The following is a 20,149-nucleotide window of genomic DNA, read 5'->3' as shown; positions in this document are numbered from 1 at the left end:
GTCAATGTAGAAACCCAAGCATCTGAAGTCGCAGTTAGAGAAGCAATTGAGGCTGCTGGCTATTCGATCGCCAGTTAATTAACTCGCTCTTTTATCAATACCAGTGCATCTCACCCAAGGAGCAATGTGATGCAAAATACTACACTTAAATTACGGGGAATGAGTTGCGCCTCTTGTGCTAGGAATATCGAAGACGCGATTCGTTCTGTCCCAGGTGTCAATGAATGTCACGTCAATTTTGGTGCAGAGCAAGCCACAGTTGAATACGACGCTGCACAAACGGATTTGCAGACGATTCAAGATGCAGTGGATGCTGCTGGGTACTCTGCTTATCCGCTTGTGCAAGAAAACTTAATGAATGGAGAAGATGATAACCAAAAGCGAGAACGGCTGAGAGAAACACAAAAGCTAACTCGCAAAGTTGTCGTTGCAGGAATTTTTAGTGCTTTACTCGTAATAGGGTCGCTTCCTGCAATGACAGGGTTACATGTTCCCTTAATTCCCATGTGGCTTCATAATCCTTGGGTGCAGCTTGTTTTAACGACGCCAGTACTTTTTTGGTGTGGTGTATCTTTCTATGTCAATGCTTGGAAAGCATTTAAGCACCATACTGCCACAATGGACACGTTGGTTGCTTTAGGTACTAGCACCGCTTATCTGTATTCTCTATTTTCTACCTTCTTCTCAGACTTCTTCACTGCTCAAGGTCTTAAATCTGAAGTGTACTACGAAGCTGCGGCAGTCATCGTTACACTTATTTTACTTGGTAGGCTCTTAGAGAATCGCGCCAGAGGTAAGACATCTGACGCGATTCGCAAACTTATCGGGTTGCAAGCAAGAACAGCTCGGTTGATTCGAGATGAGCGAGAAGTCGATGTTCCGATTGAGCAAGTGCAGATTGGTGATGTGGTGCTGGTGCGTCCTGGTGAGAAAATTCCCGTAGATGGTGAAGTCATTGAGGGAAGCTCGAATGTTGATGAATCGATGGTTACGGGAGAAAGTGTACTAGTTAAGAAGCAGCAATCGGATGAAGTGATTGGAGCTACAATCAACAAAACAGGAAGTTTTAAATTTCGGGCGACACGAGTTGGTAAAGACACTGTTTTGGCTCAAATTGTTCAACTTGTACAACAAGCACAGGGTAGTAAAGCACCAATTCAGCGATTAGCGGATCAAGTAACTGGATGGTTTGTGCCTGTGGTGATTGCGATCGCTCTCCTCACCTTCATCATCTGGTTCAATGCTACTGGGAACTTCACCTTTTCTCTAATCACAACAGTCGGGGTATTAATCATCGCCTGTCCCTGCGCGCTTGGCTTGGCAACTCCTACATCCATCATGGTGGGTATAGGGAAGGGTGCAGAAAACGGTATTCTTATTAAAGGTGCAGAAAGTCTAGAACTTGCCCATAGAATCCAAACAATCATACTGGACAAAACTGGAACCATTACCCAAGGCAAACCAACGGTAACAGATTTTGCTACAACCGGTGGAACAATAAACGGTAATGAAATCAACCTCTTGAAGTTAGTAGCATCGGTAGAACGTAATTCTGAGCATCCATTAGCAGAAGCAGTTGTTCGCTACGCTTCTTCGCAAGAGGTAGAACCACAAGAAGCAAGAGAATTTGAGGCTATTGCAGGTAGTGGGGTTCAAGGCGTAGTATCAGGTCAGTTGATTCAAATAGGGACACAACGCTGGATGGAGGAATTGGGGATCGATCCCCAAGCGTTGGAAAAGCACAAACAGCGATTGGAATATTTGGGCAAAACCGTTATTTGGATTGCGGTAGATGGAAAAATAAAAGGACTGATGGGTATATCAGATGCATTAAAGCCATCTTCTTCTCATGCTGTTCGTGCTTTACAAAAACTGGGCTTAGAAGTGGTTATGCTTACAGGAGACAACCGCCCTACAGCAGAAGCTATTGCTCGTGAGGTTGGTATTGAGCGAGTATTAGCTGAAGTTCGACCAGACCAAAAAGCAGCCACGGTGCAAAAACTACAATCAAAAGGGAAGATTGTGGCTATGGTTGGAGATGGGATCAATGATGCACCTGCACTAGCTCAAGCTGATGTGGGAATCGCAATTGGAACTGGGACAGATGTGGCGATCGCCGCCAGTGACATAACCCTAATATCTGGTGATTTACAAGGTATTGTCACAGCCATTCAACTTTCCCATGCTACGATCCGCAATATTCGTCAAAATCTTTTCTTTGCTTTCATCTACAACATAGCGGGGATTCCTATTGCCGCTGGGATTCTTTTTCCGATCTTTGGGTGGTTACTTAACCCAATTATTGCAGGTGCAGCAATGGCATTTAGCTCTGTCTCGGTAGTGACAAATGCTTTGCGTTTGCGTAATTTTCGACCCAAAGTCATAGCATAGGGAGAGATGGACAAATGATTCTCAAAAAATTCGTGATCAGTACTATTGCAAGCTTTGGGTTGCTACTTGGGGTTTCTTCCGGTGGAACAGTTGCTCAGATAAATCATGAAATGCAAGCTGAAAATTCTCAAACAACAGAGTTTCACCATCTCGAGCAACCGCTTTGGGTAAAAGGTACAGTAACAGCTAGTACTTTAGCTCTCGTTGGATTAGAGTTATGGTGGTTTCTCTGGAGTAAGCCAAAAATCCAGAAAGTACAGACGATTGCTCAAAAAAGCTATTCTAGAAAGTAACCACACTGCTTAAGCCTAAGAGTTCAGATATGGTTGCTTCACCTGAAATGTACCTCACTCCAGAGGAATACCTCCACCTAGAAGAACACAGCGACGTCAAACATGAATACATTGACGGCTATGTCTACGCAATGGCAGGAGCGCTTGACGCCCATGTTACCATTGCTGGCAATCTATTTACACTACTCCGTAGCCACGTGCGAGGATCGGGTTGTCGTGTTTACATTTCCGATATGAAGGCACGTATCCAATCTCTAAGTCGATATTACTATCCCGATGTCATGGTGACTTGTGACCAACGGGATCAAGAAACCCCTTTGTATAAATGTTTTCCTTGTTTAATTGTTGAGGTTTTATCTGACTCTACTGAAGCTTTTGATCGAGGAGACAAATTTGCTGATTACCAAGCTTTAGAAAGTCTTCAAGAATATGTCATAATTAGCGCAAAACGTCAGAGAGTCGAATGCTTCCGTCGCAATGAGCAAGGTTTGTGGGTTTTACAAACTTACACAGAAGAAGGTAAATTATTCCAATTAAATAGTATTAATTTTGAAGGAAAAATAGCTGATCTTTATGAGGATGTAGTTTTCTAGCTGCGTACCGAAAAAGGCATTTTTCTTACACAAAATCGATACAAGTGCTACTTGGTGGAATTTTTTTGGCAATTTGCTCATTTAATAATTCCCGGGATATCTCCTACATGGGCTTACTATATAAAGCAAATATTTGAACTGCTTGCCCCATAAGGGTTTTAAATTTACTAAGGATTTTTTACTTACCTCTGGAAAGTAGGTTTAGTATTAACGTATTGTTTCACGAAGAAAGTGGGTAGTAATGAGCGAAGCAGTTATCAAGCCCATAAGCGTTCCTCCGATGGATCAATATAACCAGGAGTTGATTAACAACCTTCATCCTCCAAATTGGGTTAACCCTGAACCTGCGCCTTGTTACAACTTAGTTATTATTGGTGCAGGTACGGCTGGATTGGTGACTGCTGCGGGTGCTGGTCTTTTTGGTGCTAAGGTGGCTTTAGTAGAAAAGCACCTTATGGGCGGAGATTGCACAAATGTGGGTTGTGTCCCGTCAAAAACCATGATCCGCTCGGCGCGTGTGGTTGCAGATATTCAACATGCTGCGAAATTTGGTATTAATGCTTCTGGTTACGTTGATGTTGACTTTCATACTGTGATGCGGAGGTTACGAAAGATCCGAGCGCAAATCAGTCCTCATGATTCTGCTAAGCGGTTTCAAGAGGAATTTGGCGTGGATGTGTTTTTTGGTGAAGCTAAATTCTCTAGCCCTAATACAGTAGAAGTCGCAGGAAAAAATTTACTATTTAAAAAAGCAGCGATCGCCACAGGTACACGCCCTGCTAAACTCCCAATAGAAGGCTTAGAAGAAGTCGGATATCTTACTAACGAGACAGTATTTTCCTTAACACAATGCCCCCAGCGACTTGCTGTGATTGGATCAGGTTATATTGGTTGTGAGTTAGCACAAACCTTTAGCCGCTTAGGTTCACGAGTATTTTTACTACAAAGAGGTTCTCGTGTATTGAGCCGCGAGGACGCTGATGCAGCAGAGATTTTGCAAAAAGCATTCATGCGCGATGGTATTCAATTGCTTTTAGAATCTAAAATCAAACGAGTTGAACGTCAACAAGCGGAAAAAGTTATTTATTACGAAGTCGATGGACAAGAGCAAGTTTTGAGGGTAGATGAAATTCTCGTAGCAACTGGACGAACCCCTAATGTAGAAGACTTAAACCTTGATGTTGTAAATGTGAAGCATGATCCCAAGCAAGGAATTATCGTTAATGACTACTTACAAACATCAAACCCACGTATCTATGCTGTAGGGGATGTATGCATGCAATGGCGATTTACTCATGCTGCTGATGCCGCAGCCCGAATTGTCATTCAAAATGCGTTGTTTTCAATTTTTGGGTTAGGACGTAAGAAGCTAAGTTCTTTGACTATGCCTTGGTGTACATACACCGATCCAGAAGTTGCTCACGTTGGAATGTACCCTCAACAGGCAATGGACTTGGGAATTGAAGTTGATACCTTTTGTGTTCCTCTCCAAGATGTAGATCGAGCAATTATCGACGGTGAAACAGAAGGCTTCGCTAAAATCCATGTAAAAAAAAGGACAGATAAGATTTTAGGAGCTACAATTGTAGCTCGTCACGCGGGGGAGATGATTAGCGAAATTACCTTGGCAATGACAAATAATTTGGGACTTAAGGCGATCGCTAAAACAATTCACCCTTATCCCACTCAAGCAGAAGTGATTCGTAAAGCCGCCGATGCTTATATACGTAAAAGTTTTATGACTCCAGCCGTTAAGAAGTTAACGTCTACTTGGTTTTCATGGAACCGGTAAGGTAGTGAACTATAGCAGTCTTATTTGATTTGTGAAGTTAGTCTTGAACGAAGACACTCTTGCAATATATTTTTACAAATGATTTAGGATTGCTATAGGTGTTACTCTGTGAAAGAATAGCCCTCTCTCTAGCAAGATATTACAAGAAATAGTAGCTAATTTTCCAAAAACTATCCGGACTATCCGGAAATATTACGAAATTCTTTTATAGTTGTCAAAACGTGGAGAGAGTCTCACTTCGTAGTGAAATCAGTCTTGTCCCTTGTAGATTTGGATCGAGTATTTAAAATTCCATAATTTTGGAATGTTTTAATCTGAGATATAAATTTAGTCGAGGCTCGTCCTCTAACTCGAGATGAGTTAGAACAGTAGGAGGCTCAATCGGTCACGATTGCATGTCATACCATAACTTAGTCTTGAGTGACATGTTAATGGTCGCTCAAAAATCCGTAATTTTGAGGGTGTCATCGAACGCAATTGACGATATTAGACAAAGTGGAGTTTGGGCTAGGAACTCAAACTCATCTTAAAAAGAATTATAGTTGTGTTTTACAAGGATTCAGGGGCAGTCTAAATGTCAATAGAAGCAGATTTATTGATCCATAACTCTAGTTTAGAAGTTACCAGTGATTTGGATGCAATGGCAACGGTTTTACACTGGTTTGATCAATTTAACTGCTCATTAGTACCAGAGCAATTGTGGATAGAAGCACAAACAGCCTTAATTGAAGGCTTTACAAATGTGGTTCGCCATGCACACAGACACCTTAGCCCTGAAACTCCTGTAGATTTGGAAGTTCAAATTTCTCCCGAATATTTCCAGATTCGCATTTGGGATCAAGGGGATCCTTTCGATTTAGAAGGAGCTTTTGAAGCGCTCCGCCAAGAAACAAGCGATCGCGCATTTAATCCTTTAGAGCGTGAGCAACATTGGGGCTGTATCTTCTTACTAAAACTTAGAACAAACTATAACTGGACAATTAATTATACTCGTGAATCGCAACATAGAAACTGCTTATTACTCAAAAAAAAGTTGTCTCTTTAAAGAAGACTCAAGCCGTTTCTCCTCTTGACCTTTTTCCCACAAATATGGGAGCTAACCTACTTGTAACGATCATATTACGCACATTTTTAAGGATATCTATGAATTACCAAGTAAAAGTTATTCAACCCTGCGGCAATTTTGATGGGAGAAAAGGCAGACAAGTTTACGAAGAAATGACCAGAGCTATTGCATTAGGCACCAAAACAATTTTGATTGATTTTCAAGACATTACTTTTATGGATAGTTCTGGATTCGGCACGATGCTTTTGGCACTAAGAATAGTTCGACAAAAACAGGGAAGGTTGGTAATTTGTTCAATAAACGAACAAATTAGAATGATATTTGAAATCAGTGATACTATAAAGTTATTTGAATTTTTTCCCGATCAAGAATCATTTTTGCTGGGAGTAAATCAGTATTAAAATTTATTTCTATTAATGAACAGTCATCTGTGAAAAATTGAGCTTTAGTTAATGTTTTTATTTCTTCTATAAGCTTGTCTAAGCTGAGATTAATTCCTTGTTCATAGGTGCTAGTGAGTAAATTAATCAACTCGTTAAAACTCCATATATTGCCATCAGGTTGTTCAATTTCATAAACCCCATCGCTAAAAACATAGAGTTTACTATCTGTTGGAATTGTACATACAGCATCGTAGTATTCAACTTCAGTAATCGTTCCAATAGGCACACTAGGAGTAACTAACTGTGTCACTTCTAGACCAGAGTTATTTGCTGTAGAAAGAAGTAACGCCGGAGGATGTCCAGCACTAGCGTAGGTTAGTTGATTGGAACTACAGTTAAACACGCCATACCAGATTGTAAAGTAATTAGCGTTTTGCTGATCCATCTGGAATAGATCGTTTAAGTTCTGTAGAACTTCAGCTGGTTTATACAGACTAGCTTTGGGGAGATAATGGGAGCGCAAAAGATTATGTACAGAAATTGAAGGGAGAGCCGCAGCTAATCCATGTCCAGAAACGTCAAGAAGATATATTAATAAGTAATCTTCGTCTAGCCAATAATAATCAAAGCAATCGCCTCCCAATTTGCTGGAGGGTAAAAATTTAGAATTGATTGAAACCAATCCCGAAATTGGTGCAGGAAGGATTGATTTTACATAATCAGCAGCTTCATTCAACTCTGTTTCTAAAAGTTCTTGCTGTAGCTTTAAATCTTGAGCTAATCTCTGAAGTTCTTGATTTGTCTGATATAGTCTCAATCCAGCACGAACCCTTGCTTTTAATTCACTCACATCGATAGGTTTAGTTAAAAACTCATCTGCACCTGTATCTAAACCTTTAATTCTGTCTTCCACTGAACTGCGTGAGGTGAGCAGGATAAAAAATGTTGCTGATAAAGATGGTTCAGATTTTATTCTACGGCATACTTCTAAACCATCTATTGCCTCCATTTGCCAATCGCATATGATTAGCGCAGGTTGGTGTTTATGAGCTTGTTCTAATCCTTGTTCGCCACTTGAGGCAAGGATAACTTCATATCCTTGATCTCGAAGTGCCCCTTTTAAAACTAATTGAGTAATCCGATCATCATCAACTACTAAAATTTTTTGTTCCATTACTCAATAAAATTTCAGGTGAAGATACTACTTTAATTATGGCGTCCTAGAACTTTACTTTTTTAATAAACATGGAGGAAAGACAGATCAACTTGATATGCAATAATTAGTAGAAAGTTTTTATCAATTTATACCACTCGATGAAGTATTTTAACTCTAAAAATTAAAGTAAATTTTCCCTTATAACATCAGTATTTTTACGTATTTCCAGAAAGAGAATAAATCAATTTGAAGTTGGCGATCTTAAATACGCTCATGCCCTCACCCCGCCCTGACGGGCACCCCTCTCCCAAGCTTACTTAGGAGAGGGGCAGTTTCTTTTGAACTCAAAAATTTACCAAAAACATTGTTTACGCAGGTGCGCCTACAGGTTGTTTCAGCAGAGATTTTGCTGCTTCAGCGATCGCATCCGCATCAATTTTTGCGGCGTGTAACAATTCCTCCGGCGTTCCTGAAGACGGCATCTGGCGCACCGCCAAGTGGATAACTCTTAATTTTGGCCCAACATAACTAGGAGCCCTGTCAACACCCGTGAAAGCCTCAAGAACTGCTGCCCCTAATCCACCTTCAATCCAATGGTCTTCTACCAATATCAAGTTTCCTTTGGTATCACTAGCTGCTTGGAAGAGAGTTTCGCTATCAATTGGCTTAACCGAGTAAAGATCAATCACGCGGATTGTAATGTTTTCATTTTTAAGTTGGTCATAAGCCTTCAGCGCTTCAGACAAAGTTACCCCGGCACCAATCACCGTCACTTGATCTTGGTCTGAACTACGAACAACCTTGCTACCCCCAATAGGAAACTCCTCATGAGGACTGTAAATCACGGGAGTCTTCATGCGGGTTGTTCGCAAGTACACAATTCCTTCACGGTCAGCCATTTCTGCTACAAGTTTAGCAGTTTGGTTAGCATCACAAGGATAGAGTATGGTACTACTCCACACTGCTCTGAGAGAAGCCAGATCCTCTAACGCCATCTGCGAGGGACCATCTTCTCCAATTGAGACTCCAGCATGAGAACCAACCAGTTTAATATTGGCACGGGAAATAGCCGCCATACGGATAAAGTCATAACCACGGCTGAAAAAGGCAGCAAACGAAGAAGCAAAAGGCTTGTATTGCCGTACCTGCAAGCCCACTGCTGCAGCTATCATTTGCTGTTCGGCAATGTACATTTCAAAGTAGCGGTTTGGGTAAGCTTCAGCAAATTCCTCAGCAAAAGTAGAATTACTGACCTCACCGTCAAGAGCAACAACATCTGGTCGAGATGCACCTAAAGCTTTGAGCGCGTCTCCATATGCTTTACGGGTTGCTACTTTATCACCCTCTTTATAAGTTGGGAGTTGGAGTGTTTGAGGTTTAGCATTAGAGGTAGTTTCAGCTTGGGCATCTGGTGTTTCTACTTTAATTGTGATGTGACGCTCGCCTCCTAATTCTGCAATTGCATCTTTTGCGTCTTCATCTGGGAGTGGTTTACCATGCCAACCTCCTACATCTTCTATAGATGTAACACCCATACCTTTGACGGTTCGAGCTACAATCACTGTTGGATAATCAACATTATCCACTGCTTGTTGATAGGCTTCGTCGATTTCTGTTAAGTTGTGTCCGTCGATAGAAATCACATTCCAGCCGAAGGCTCTAGCGCGATCGCAATACACCTCAGTTTTCCAACCCAACATTGTTTGACCACGTTGCCCTAATCGATTAACATCAATAATGGCAATTAAATTTGGCAGTTTGTAATGAGAAGCATGTTCAAAAGCTTCCCAGACAGAACCCTCAGCCATTTCGCTATCGCCGAGTAACACCCAAGTGTGATAAGAAAGCTTGTCAAGATACTCACCTGCTAAAGCAATACCCACGGCGATCGGCAATCCTTGACCAAGTGAACCCGTAGCAACATCTACCCAAGGTAGTACTGGCACAGGGTGTCCCTGCAAGCGACTACCCAGCTTTCGCAGTGACATTAATTCTTCATCAGAGACTGCTCCGGCTGCTTTATACATAGAGTAGAGTAAAGGCGATGCGTGTCCCTTCGAGAAGATTAAGTGATCGTTATTAGGATTACGAGGATTGTTAAAGTCATATTGGAGGTACTTGCACAGTAACACTGCCATGAGATCAGCAGCAGACATAGATGAAGTTGGATGACCCGATCCTGCTGCAGTTGTGGCGCGAATACTATCTATACGTAGTTGCTGTGCTAGTTCATGCCATGCTCGGATTTGCTCAGCGGTAGCCATAATAAATTTCCTTTAACCTATATTGCGCTCAAATAATTTGAAACTGGTGTATTTTAGTTAGGGAAAATACTTCCGCTAAAGTGGCCTGCTCTACTTAGGCTGAAATATCTGTACTTCAAGCCTAAGAAGTTAAGATATTAGCTCCATCCTCCTATCGATTGATAGGTTGCCAATTTTCTAGGATATTAATAAAGAAGGGGTCAGGAGTCAGGAGTTAGTGTAAACAATGGTAGCGAAAAAGATATTAATGATTGTCGGCGACTTCGTAGAAGATTACGAAGCGATGGTTCCTTATAAGGGAGGCTAGGCTGAAAACCCTTGAGGATGTGGCACGTCATAGTGACACATCCGTACTTTAGGCAAGGGGACGCCAGATTCCTACGGAGGGAGACCAAGACAGCAGAACTGGCTCATGAAAGCTGCCGGAAGCCCTTTAGGGCTGAGTGATGTTTCGTTTTTTCGGCTCCGGCAAGCTGTCTATAGTTCCTAGAAGTTTTGGGAAGCCGCATCGAACCTTAGAATACAGCAAAATTCAGGAGTCACGAGTAAAAAGGCCTTTATTTCTGGCTTCTAGACAAAATATTATACCTCACTTACCTGCAGCCTACTGTAACTTCTTTTCAAGAAAAAGACAGAAAACGTAACAAAAAGAATTCAGGAGGAGCCACTGGGTAATTCTGACTCCTGAATTCTGAATTCTGACTCCTTCTTCACAATCTTTCGTTACACTCGAAACTGAGCAAGAATGGCGTAGTATCTGCGAAACCAAACTGCTCCTAAATTAGTTAGTAAACAAGTAAGTCCTAGGGACAACAAAATATAAGTGGGAACCCTTACCACACCAATCTCGAACCAAGTATAAACGTGTAGTACCATGGCTAAAGCAAAAAGGCTGGCGAATCCAGCAGATTGCCACACATAATGAAACGGGCGATGTAGTGCAGCCAAAATTATAGTTAACAGTGTCGCAAGTAAATTAGCTGGAACAAGAAACGCACAAATCGAAACGCAGTTAATGCGGGAAAACTCACTGATCGTGTTGAGGTCGAACATCAATTTTTATTCGGATAGTCATCACCACATTATAAAGTCTTGAACTTCTTTTTTACATTACTCTATATATATGATAGTAAATATATTTTATCTTTGTTACTTAAATTTATATAAATTAATTAACAATTAAGAATGAGTTCTAAATCAATTTAACAGCTTGTACAATCAATCACAAATAAATGATTATTATTTGCTCAAGTTTATAAATTACATTACGATCGCACTTAGAATTACCTTCGATGTAAATGTCCACTCGCACATACGCTATTTTAGGAACTGGTGCATTAGGCGGTTTTTACGGTGCAAAGCTGCAAAAAGCTGGCTTAGATGTCCATTTTTTACTCAGGAGTGACTACGAACACGTTAGGAAACATGGTTTAGTCATTGAGTCCGTTGACGGAAATTTCTCACTACCTCAAATTAATGCCTATCAAGACGTAAAAGACATACCTCAGTGCGATGTTGTTGTGGTTGCACTAAAAACAACGCAAAATCAATCCCTTCCTAAGATGTTGACATCTGTCGTTAAGGATAATGGAGTTGTATTAGTGTTACAGAACGGACTTGGTTTAGAGCCAGAAGTCGCTCAAATTGTCGGTAGCACTCGAGTCATGGGTGGCTTATGCTTTTTGTGTTCAAATAAACTACAAGCAGGACATATCCGCCACGTGGCTTATGGACATATTATTCTAGGTGACTATACCTCAAACTACTATCCTGCTGGAATCACACCAAGGATGCAACAAGTTGCGAATGACTTTAAAAGTGCTGGGATCGGTATAGAATTAACCGAAGACTTGTTCAAAGCACGCTGGCAAAAACTCGTGTGGAATATTCCTTACAACGGACTTTCTGTGATTCTCAACGCTACAACTGCTGAATTAATGGCAAATGTCTATTCCCGTAAGTTAGTTGAACAGCTGATGCATGAAGTCCTAGCAGGTGCAAAAAGTTGCAATTGTAGCATCGTTGATAGCTTCGTGGAGACAATGCTAAATTACACAGATAAAATGAAGCCATACCGTACCAGCATGAAAATAGACTACGACGAACGACGTCCTATGGAAGTCGAAGCTATTTTTGGTAATCCATTACGAATGGCACAAGCAGCAGGTACACATTTACCACAGATCTCGTGCTTATATCACCAACTGAAGTTTCTAGATGCTAAGCTCAACGAGGGAGTGTAATTCCTCTGCCCAAAGAAATACAAGCACCAAGACAAATCGAGAAGTTTTCAACGATAATCAGAATCAGGTAGCATCTTACTTTAAGTGTGGCAAAGGAAATAGCAATGGAAGAAATGGATAATTCTACAGAAATTGCAAAATACTTCTCATTAGAAGATTGGACGCATAGTCCTACAAATGACACAGAGTGGGTTGATGGCGGGTTGGTGCAAAAAAAAGCCGTGACGCTAAAACACAGACGAATTCAAGGTAATATATACTTCCATTGGAGAAGCTACAATGATTCTCAGGGACTAAAAGGACAGGTGTATATAGATGTACCCTGCCGGACGAACCAATACGGACGTTCTCCTGATGTTGCTTACCTAACACCAGAATTGCTTATTAAGTTTGGGGAACCAGCTGTATTTCCTCAGAGTTTTCCACTCATAGCAGAAATTGTTTCTCCTACAGATCTAGCAGAAGACGTTATTACTAAAGCGCAGGAATATTTACACTCAGGAAGCGAGGAGGTTTGGCTGATATTTCCAGAAAACCACTGGGTGATTGTAATGACGTTACATCAACGACGTGTCTATATTTCTGGTGAAGTTATCAGCACTCAAACTGCACTCAAAGGCTTCAGTGTATCAGTCGATGAATTATTGACATAGAACTATCTGCAATAGGTTTTGTAGGGGCTTTCCTCGCATAAGCCCCTACATTTGTCTAAAAGCCAGACATAAAAGCCTTTTTAATTCTGACTCCTGACTCCTGACGCCTTTATTCTGCTGTAACTTGTTTCAAAATCACTACCAGAACCATACTTCCAGCTATCAATCCAGCGATCGCAATAATATTTAGGAACCTTGGGCAAATTCTTCACCCAGGTTTCTACCCTTTGGCTCAACCAAAATAAAGCCGAATAAACTCCTAAATTTCCATAATGCACCATCCAATCCAGCAAACTTGCAAAACCGACTTGCGTCGTAACTTTGAAAATTAATCCTGGATGTGATGCTGCTGTTTTTAATAGTGTTTGTGTTAATCCTGGAAACTGCACTACATCCTGTAGAAATGGCACTAAGACAGGTTCACCCAACAGTTGCATCTGTTCAAACACAGCAGAAAGCAATTGGTTAATTTGATTAGGCGCAATTTTGTGATTGACTTTAACGCTCATTGCTTTTTGAAATAGCCAAGTCACCGATAAGCTTGGTTGGTATGGTTGCAGCAGTGCTAAGGCTTTTGCAGATAATTGATCTGTTTGTAGTGCTTCATCAACGCCAAAAGTTAAACGCTGCAAATGACGCACCATTGATCCAAAACCACCAAAACTTAAGGGGGATTGATTACCACTACTATCTCCCACTGATAAAATCCGACTCCAAGGACTTTGCAACGGGCTTTTACGATAGGAAGGAAAAAAACCAAACAATGCTCGTTTAAAAGTCAGCTGGTTTAATTCGACACCTTGATATTGTGGCATTAAACGGAGATATTCTTCAAACAGAGCTTCTAAACTCAAACGTCTTGGATCTGCATCCAAATAAGTAAATAAGTAAGTTGTTCTACCATCTCTAGCGGGGAAAGCTTCCCAAAAATATTGGCATTGATTTTGTAAAGGGGTAAAAGATAACAATAAGTCCCCATTATCGTTTTCGGTAAAACCTTGCGCGCAGGTTCCCACGACTAAGCAAAGTGCATCCGGTTTTTGTCCCTGACGAATTTGTTGCGTGATTGGGGAAAGGTGTCCCATTGCATCAATTAACAACCTGGTTTTGAATCCACTACCAGCTTTTACCATCACTCCATCTGGATGAACCACCGCTCCTGCAAATGGTGTGTTTTCAAACAATTTGCCACCAGCACTGATAAATCGCTGCTTTAAAGTTTCTAGCAGATAAACAGGATCAACACCTATATTGAGAACATCCTCCACCCAAACTTCTCCACCACCAAAAAAGCTGACTCTCGCTTTTGGATAAACGGTTGCGATCGCGTGTTCTAGTTCGTCTTGTGTCAGCAAACCCAATTTCGTGAAAACTTCCAACTCTTTGCGCGAGATATTCCACTCCTGATCTCTACCACGCAAGAGCGATCGCTCAATCAAAGCCACCCGTACTTTCTTCAACGCTAAAGCACAACCAATTAAAATGCCTAATGTACCCCCGCAGATCACAACATCCCAATCTACAGAGCCTAAAGGTTGCTCGTTTTCTTTTACCACCATTGGTACGGGTGTGCTGCTTTCTCTTAGTGATGCCAAAACACCATCAGCACGACGCAATCCCCCCAAAACATCACCAGGTAGTTGAGCAAGAATCTCCTCTGTTAAGGTCATGACGGTAAACTACAAAAAAAATCAACACTCGTCGTTAATAATTTGATTCTAGCGAGTGTTATCCTCAACTTATAAGTGTTGTTAAACACATATAAGTGGCATGAAATATACAACAGTAGCAGAGATGTTGCGCGAAAGTGCGATTATTTATCAGCAAGTCAAACACTTACCTCAAGACGAACGACGACGGGTAATGAGAGAAAAGCTGCTTGAGGATGAAGATCAATCCTTATCGCAAAGTTCGCCTCGGCGGCGCTCAACTTCCGCAGCTGCCAATAACAGATAGTGCGTAACTAGGCTCCAGTCATCTCGCTGCTTACTATATTGAGCTAACTCTTTGAGCAACCAAGCAAAACCGTATCCTTGTTTTCTCAATTTTATGATAAAGCTTTCTATGTTCATAAAACTCAAGCGGCCATGTCGAGATCAATGGAAGGCAAGGATCGCCTGCCTTTTTCTCTAAAAACAATTTGGTGATGCACTTTCCCTCAAGCCGCGACCAAATTGGAGGACAGGCTTTATTCTCTAGTTCACTAAATAATCACATTTCTTAATAGTAATAATGTGGCTATTCGCCTGATGTTCGATTTACTACAATTTCTCCAAGCTTCTGGATCAACCTTCCAACCTCAATGAGCGGGAGTTGAATTGCGTAAGGCAGTACATCTTCAGCTGTTAAAATTTCACGCTTTTTACTTTCGGTGCGCTGGGTACCGATCGCTAAGAGTTCTTCTAACGTGTAGGGAGTTAGCGGTGCAAGCTTTCGCAGCGTGGTTAACTCTGGGGTTTTTACTTCACAACGTTCGAGCCTGATCAAAGTCATGTAGCTGATTTTGCTAGATCTTTCAAGCTCCTTATAGCTACGATTCCCTCTCACGGTTCTAACAATGTCTGCCAGCTTTTGTAAACCAAGGTCTGTAAATTCGGAATCCTGATGCATTAGAGAAGTTTAAATGCTTCTCTTAAGTTTCAAAAAAAATCTACACACGTCAATTGCTTTTGACACACGCTAGTGTTATCGTAAAAATACTTTCCCACGCGAAGTGTTCATCCATCAACCATTATGTACGCTAAAAACCGCACAGCAAGAAAAGGAAGACCTCGCACAGCACTCAATTTTGAGGTTCCTGTTGAGATTGCAAAAAAAATAGATCACGCAGTTTGGGCTTTACAGATTACTAAGCGCCAAATGGCAGAGGAAGCAATGCAACTTTGGTTAAAAGAAAACGAGGAAAAGGTCAACAAAATTCAACCTTTTCCTAATGATGCTGTCGCCTAAAGAATTCGCGCTACAGAGGACGCAACCCCTCTCCCCACGCTGCGAACGCAGTCGCCTTTATAAACGCAGCGTAAACGTCGTTTACTCCCATTGTTCGCGCTCGTCAGTTGCTCGCTTACTAACACGATCAGGGGTGTAATCTACTTTACTCAAAACTTATACCAACAATCAAGCAATGAACTACTCATAAACCTCACAAATAATTAAGCGCCGCCCATGATTCCAGCCACTAGCGACGCTTAATCAATTAATTAATCAACCGTATTGAAGTTATCGTGCTTGCTTAAAGCTCCATAAGTTCAAAGGGTTCCACAAGCCGTTTTGAAAAACTTGTCTCTATTATGCCATTTTTCTTCGAAGAAAAACGTCTGATTGTGACAAGAAAAAATCCTCTACATCTTAGCCAGCAAAGAGCAGGCAAGTTTACAGGCAAGACTTTCATCTTTTGATTGGTAACAAATAATAGCGCGATTAAGTACATGAAACGAATTAACAAGATTAATCACGATTTCAAATGTATCAATTAAATCAAACAAAAAAAACAGCCGCACTACAATGCGGCTACAAAACAAAAAAAACAAGGTGAATATGCTAGCAAATCTAAACAATACTTTTCAAGAACTTACTGATTCATCTGATACCAAGACCTCTCGGTTGCTTGAACTAGCCGAAGACACCAAGCGCAGGCTAAAGCGAACAGTGGAGGATATCTACCATATTGGGCTGAACTTGATAGAAGCCAAAGAAATACTTGGGCATGGAAAATTCAAAGCATGGCTCAAGTCAGAACTAACCATTGACCCCTCAACATCTGAGAATTTTATAAATGTTGCAAAAATGTTACAAGCCAAAAACGGAAAATTTCCGCTTTTGGCTACCCAAAACTTTCCTGACTTAGCGATCGCCCCATCCATCTTGTACGAGTTAGCGGCTCCATCGACCCCTGAGAGCGCAAGGGACGAGATCATAAACAGAGCCACCAGCGGCGAAAAAATCAGCTTCTTGGATGCTAAGAAAATCATCAAAACATATAAGGCAAGTGCACAAGAGCGAGTAACCGAGAAATCCGCTTATGTTGTCGAACCAGAGCCACCACCTTGGCTCACTATTTCCCAAAACCACTCCCACCTTGCAGGACAAAAATGCAGGGTTAAATACGAGTCCTCCCCTGGTCAACTTATGTGTGAGGTAGAGGATGGTTCAACTGTACTAATAGGGGCGAAATTCTTGGAAGAAGAGCAAGAACCTTTATCTATACCCAAGCAGCAAATTTTCACCCTTGAAGATATTGAGTTTATGAAAGAACAACATTTATCTGAGATAGAACGCCTAAACCAAGACTGGGAAACAAAAATCCAGTCTCTCAGAAATCAAGCCCCAGTAGAACTTGAAGAAGAGTTTAGGCAGATGCAAGAAGCCTATAAAAATCTTTTAATTGAAAACGGCAAGCTCCAGCAAGAGATATACCAATTACAAGAGTTGAAGAAGTTAGACCAGGAAAATGAATTTCTACGCTCTGAGATAAAACGACTTGAACATGCAGTAGCCGATATTCCCAATCAAAGATGGCAAGGAACCCTGAACGAGCAAGCAAGCAAAGCTGTAAACAAAGAAGTTGTTTCAATACTGGAAAAATTTCCAACTCAGTTGCACTTGCGAAGTCTTGCGCTCAAACCGCCAGATCCCGAAACAATGCCAGAAGCAATGATGTTGATTGGGCAAGTCTTGCAAAATCTAGTCCCAATTGGTTTAACCAGATACAGAGAAGCTTTAGCTCATGCCCAAACTTGGCAAGAATTCGATCCAATTGCCCAAGAGTGGGCATCAATAAAACCGAACCTTTGGACAGAACTAACACCAACAGAAAGGATACAAATTAAGCGACTCATAGAAGCAAATCACAGTTTTAAAATTGGCTCCCATGTTTCTCGTGTCAATGGCGATCCTTTTGATGCCGAATATGGGCTTAAAGGTGAAATAGTCGGGGTAATAAGCAGCGATTATTGGGTTAACTGGTTTCGTCCCGATGGCACTTCATTTAAAAAAAGACAATCACCCGATGAAATTAATTTAGTTATGGAGGTGGCATCATGAGTGGCATAAAAGAAACCCTCTATATTTACCCAGGAAGCACGGTTTATAAATGCTCTGTTTGTAAGGAACACTCAATTCCACGCACTTTCAAAAATGGATTTCCCATTTGTTCTTCATGCGTCAAAGAAGCTGGATTGCAGCCAGTATCATTAAAGCGTTCGACCGAACTTACAAGCGCAGAAATTGCTCAAGTAAAAGCCGACTATCACGAAGTCCAGAGGCTAGCAAGAGAATCTCAAATCTTAGAAGCTTTGCGCTCTGTGAACGCGAATACAAACCAATTAATGGAACTAATTAATTTGGATAGAACAAGAACACTAGAAGTGTTGCGATCGCTGGAAGAAGATGGAAAAATTTGTGGGCTAAAGAGGCAGGGTAAAAGTGCAATTGAATGGCGTATTAGGGAGGAAGAACCATGTTCCGCGTAGGGTCAATAGCAAGTGGGATGGGTATGCATTTACACGGGCTTATTGCTGCTGGTGGTGTACCAGTTTGGGCAGTAGAATGCGATCCTGAAATTGCTCAAGTGTACCGCATGAATCACCATGGTCGCTTATATGTAAAGCGTGTGGAGGATTGCGACCCCCAGGAATTATTCGATATTGACTGTTTAACTGTCACGCTCAGCTGTAAAAACGCCAGCATTGCGCAAGGTTCTAGTTGGGGAGAAACGTTGGATGACGTTTCGGCGGGAATAGCGACGGCGAAAATTATTAAAGCGAAACTGCCCAAAGTTGTTTTATTAGAAAATGTATGGAGATATTGCCAATTTCAATCGTTTCAAGAGATTGAAAAAACACTTGCTGAATGCGGTTATTACTTTAGATATTACCGATTAAATACTTCTGATTTTGGCGTTGCACAATCACGAGTGAGATTGTACGGGGTGGCTGTGCGTGGAGGTGCATTTTGGGATATCACGCTCCCTAATGTAAAAACGTGCGGATGGTACGAGGCGATCGCTGACCTTATCCCGACTTTTCCCGAAACAGATTTAGCAAATTGGCAAAAAGAAAAGTTTCCTTGGCTAAACAAGAATTCAACCGCACTTATTAAACGAGTTGGAGGAGGTCGGGAGAGCGATAGGATTTACCATGCAAGTAAACCAGCATTTACAATCAGGACTTTCGGAAGAAATGCTGATTATCATTCAGTTTCTGGTACGGCTATAGCCGATAGAAAAATAGTCGCTGTTACACCCCGCGCTTGTTTAAGATTTTTTGGGGATAAGGAAACAGCAGATAAAATCTGGTTGCCATCCAAAAAAGCATTAGCTCAAGAAGTTGTGGGGAATGGGGCGTCGTGGACAATGTTTAAGTTTTTGATTCAACACGTAGGAGTTTTTAAAATGGAGTCAAACAATGCCGCGTAATACTGCACAGAAAATCTCTTTATTAGACACAAATACAGCCCTAACTTCAACCAGTATCCCTGATGCCAAAAAAGAATTAGTATTGGATGCTTCAGAAATTAAAAGACTAAAGCGAATTAAGTTATTAAGCATACAGCAATATTTTTACTTTGCTCTACTTGCATCTTACAAACAAGCTAACCCTTCTGTAGATCGGGAATGGTTTTGTGAGGAATGGGGGATTTTAGAGGATGATTTTGACCTACTCCTAGCCCAGCTTGAGAAAAAAGGAGCATTGACGTGCAAACGTGAACGGCATGTGCAATTAAGTTTATTTGATGTGCAGGAACAAGATTAAAAGTTTTATGGAACATCAATGCATTAAATACTACGTTGATACAAATCTTCTAAATGCTGGGGTACCAATAGAACAGCTTGAGAAACAAGACGTTCAGGTATTTAAACCAAATTTGAAATTAAGCGATTTTAGCGAGTTTGGAAGATACAACAAGCTTGCTTTTGAACAAAAGAAAAGAAAAAGAGGAGATTCAAGAAGAGATGGCTAAAAGACCACCAGAAGACTTATACATTTACCCAGGTTCCCAATCCTATCAATGTAAAGAGTGTCGCGTTGAATGCATACCACATACATTCATTCAGGGGCATCCCTTTTGCTTGAATTGTGTTCGCGCTCTTGATTTAAACCCGCAGCCGTTGGAATTGGGAGATAGAGCAAAAGTGGGGAGGTTTGTCAAATAATGAAGAACTTACAGGAAGAGATTTTACGAGAACTAACCAGGGGCGATAAATTCCCCTATCAGTTATTTGATAACTTGAAACCTCACAACTATCAAGAATTATGGGCAGCACTTGCTGAATTGCAAAAACAAGGCGAGGTTGAGCCTTACTTCACGTCGACTT

The 20,149-nt window shown here is 41.2% G+C and carries 20 protein-coding genes; 15 read left to right on the top strand and 5 right to left on the bottom strand.

Features of this window, described 5'->3' with window-relative positions; all coding sequences use genetic code 11:
• Window positions 1-129 precede the first annotated feature (129 nt).
• The 6 genes from G4P69_RS31145 (at window position 130) to G4P69_RS31120 (ending at window position 6,536) form a co-directional block, all read left to right on the top strand.
• Window positions 130-2,391 carry a heavy metal translocating P-type ATPase gene (locus tag G4P69_RS31145; protein ID WP_208338492.1) on the top strand — a complete coding sequence of 754 codons (2,262 nt, stop codon included), beginning with the start codon at window positions 130-132 and terminating at the stop codon, window positions 2,389-2,391.
• A 14-nt stretch (window positions 2,392-2,405) separates the two neighbouring features.
• The gene (locus G4P69_RS31140; protein ID WP_208338494.1) at window positions 2,406-2,684 is read left to right on the top strand and encodes a hypothetical protein; all 279 of its coding nucleotides are present in this window, start codon (window positions 2,406-2,408) and stop codon (window positions 2,682-2,684) included.
• Window positions 2,685-2,713: 29 nt separating this feature from the next.
• Window positions 2,714-3,277, top strand: coding sequence for a Uma2 family endonuclease (locus G4P69_RS31135; RefSeq protein WP_208338496.1), 564 nt, complete (start codon window positions 2,714-2,716; stop codon window positions 3,275-3,277).
• A 241-nt stretch (window positions 3,278-3,518) separates the two neighbouring features.
• Window positions 3,519-5,069 carry a dihydrolipoyl dehydrogenase gene (gene lpdA / locus G4P69_RS31130; protein ID WP_208338498.1) on the top strand — a complete coding sequence of 517 codons (1,551 nt, stop codon included), beginning with the start codon at window positions 3,519-3,521 and terminating at the stop codon, window positions 5,067-5,069.
• A 574-nt stretch (window positions 5,070-5,643) separates the two neighbouring features.
• Window positions 5,644-6,114 (top strand): ATP-binding protein, encoded by a 471-nt coding sequence (locus G4P69_RS31125; RefSeq protein WP_208338500.1) that lies wholly within the window; start codon window positions 5,644-5,646, stop codon window positions 6,112-6,114.
• Window positions 6,115-6,212: 98 nt separating this feature from the next.
• Window positions 6,213-6,536 carry an STAS domain-containing protein gene (locus tag G4P69_RS31120; RefSeq protein ID WP_208338503.1) on the top strand — a complete coding sequence of 108 codons (324 nt, stop codon included), beginning with the start codon at window positions 6,213-6,215 and terminating at the stop codon, window positions 6,534-6,536.
• Here the strand turns inward: G4P69_RS31120 and G4P69_RS31115 are convergent.
• The 3 genes from G4P69_RS31115 to G4P69_RS31105 form a co-directional block, all read right to left on the bottom strand.
• Window positions 6,472-7,692 (bottom strand): PP2C family protein-serine/threonine phosphatase, encoded by a 1,221-nt coding sequence (locus G4P69_RS31115; protein ID WP_208338504.1) that lies wholly within the window; start codon window positions 7,690-7,692, stop codon window positions 6,472-6,474. The two genes, G4P69_RS31120 and G4P69_RS31115, sit on opposite strands and share 65 nt — an antisense overlap.
• 350 nt (window positions 7,693-8,042) lie before the next feature.
• On the bottom strand, window positions 8,043-9,938 hold the full coding sequence (locus tag G4P69_RS31110) for a transketolase (protein ID WP_208338507.1): 1,896 nt from the start codon (window positions 9,936-9,938) through the stop codon (window positions 8,043-8,045).
• A 723-nt stretch (window positions 9,939-10,661) separates the two neighbouring features.
• Window positions 10,662-10,991 carry a hypothetical protein gene (locus tag G4P69_RS31105; RefSeq protein ID WP_208353487.1) on the bottom strand — a complete coding sequence of 110 codons (330 nt, stop codon included), beginning with the start codon at window positions 10,989-10,991 and terminating at the stop codon, window positions 10,662-10,664.
• Between the two features lie 245 nt (window positions 10,992-11,236).
• Here G4P69_RS31105 and G4P69_RS31100 point away from each other — a divergent pair, with 245 nt between their 5' ends.
• Window positions 11,237-12,181: a putative 2-dehydropantoate 2-reductase gene (locus G4P69_RS31100; protein WP_208338510.1), complete on the top strand. Its 945-nt coding sequence runs from the start codon at window positions 11,237-11,239 to the stop codon at window positions 12,179-12,181.
• Window positions 12,182-12,285: 104 nt separating this feature from the next.
• Window positions 12,286-12,834: a Uma2 family endonuclease gene (locus G4P69_RS31095; RefSeq protein ID WP_208338512.1), complete on the top strand. Its 549-nt coding sequence runs from the start codon at window positions 12,286-12,288 to the stop codon at window positions 12,832-12,834.
• A gap of 80 nt (window positions 12,835-12,914) precedes the next feature.
• Here the strand turns inward: G4P69_RS31095 and G4P69_RS31090 are convergent, their stop codons facing one another.
• Entirely contained in the window at window positions 12,915-14,504 is a 1,590-nt protein-coding gene (locus G4P69_RS31090) for an FAD-dependent oxidoreductase (protein WP_208338514.1), read from the bottom strand.
• 100 nt (window positions 14,505-14,604) lie between these two features.
• On the opposite strand from G4P69_RS31090, the gene G4P69_RS31085 reads away from it, so the two are divergent.
• Window positions 14,605-14,790, top strand: a complete 186-nt coding sequence (locus G4P69_RS31085; RefSeq protein ID WP_208338517.1) for a hypothetical protein — start codon at window positions 14,605-14,607, stop codon at window positions 14,788-14,790.
• A 282-nt stretch (window positions 14,791-15,072) separates the two neighbouring features.
• Here the strand turns inward: G4P69_RS31085 and G4P69_RS31080 are convergent, their stop codons facing one another.
• Window positions 15,073-15,444, bottom strand: coding sequence for a hypothetical protein (locus tag G4P69_RS31080; RefSeq protein ID WP_208338519.1), 372 nt, complete (start codon window positions 15,442-15,444; stop codon window positions 15,073-15,075).
• A 123-nt stretch (window positions 15,445-15,567) separates the two neighbouring features.
• Between G4P69_RS31080 and G4P69_RS31075 the strand changes: the two genes are divergently transcribed.
• The 6 genes from G4P69_RS31075 to G4P69_RS31050 all read left to right on the top strand — a co-directional run bounded on the left by G4P69_RS31075 (window position 15,568) and on the right by G4P69_RS31050 (window position 19,794).
• On the top strand, window positions 15,568-15,783 hold the full coding sequence (locus G4P69_RS31075; protein WP_208338521.1) for a hypothetical protein: 216 nt from the start codon (window positions 15,568-15,570) through the stop codon (window positions 15,781-15,783).
• A 588-nt stretch (window positions 15,784-16,371) separates the two neighbouring features.
• Entirely contained in the window at window positions 16,372-17,877 is a 1,506-nt protein-coding gene (locus tag G4P69_RS31070; RefSeq protein ID WP_208338523.1) for a DUF3102 domain-containing protein, read from the top strand.
• Window positions 17,874-18,305: a hypothetical protein gene (locus tag G4P69_RS31065; RefSeq protein WP_208338526.1), complete on the top strand. Its 432-nt coding sequence runs from the start codon at window positions 17,874-17,876 to the stop codon at window positions 18,303-18,305. The genes G4P69_RS31070 and G4P69_RS31065 overlap by 4 nt, the downstream gene beginning before the upstream one ends.
• The gene (locus G4P69_RS31060; RefSeq protein ID WP_208338527.1) at window positions 18,293-19,249 is read left to right on the top strand and encodes a DNA cytosine methyltransferase; all 957 of its coding nucleotides are present in this window, start codon (window positions 18,293-18,295) and stop codon (window positions 19,247-19,249) included. The genes G4P69_RS31065 and G4P69_RS31060 overlap by 13 nt, the downstream gene beginning before the upstream one ends.
• Window positions 19,239-19,586: a hypothetical protein gene (locus G4P69_RS31055; protein ID WP_208338528.1), complete on the top strand. Its 348-nt coding sequence runs from the start codon at window positions 19,239-19,241 to the stop codon at window positions 19,584-19,586. The genes G4P69_RS31060 and G4P69_RS31055 overlap by 11 nt, the downstream gene beginning before the upstream one ends.
• Before the next feature lie 7 nt (window positions 19,587-19,593).
• A complete protein-coding gene (locus G4P69_RS31050; RefSeq protein ID WP_208338529.1) occupies window positions 19,594-19,794 on the top strand; it encodes a hypothetical protein in 201 nt (66 codons plus the stop codon).
• The last annotated feature ends 355 nt before the right edge of the window (window positions 19,795-20,149 follow it).

The sequence above is a fragment of the Aetokthonos hydrillicola CCALA 1050 genome, from assembly GCF_017591665.1.
Lineage (GTDB): Bacteria > Cyanobacteriota > Cyanobacteriia > Cyanobacteriales > Nostocaceae > Aetokthonos > Aetokthonos hydrillicola.
The sequence above is the reverse complement of the archived record's forward strand: the minus strand, read 5'-3'. Positions and strand labels throughout refer to the sequence as shown.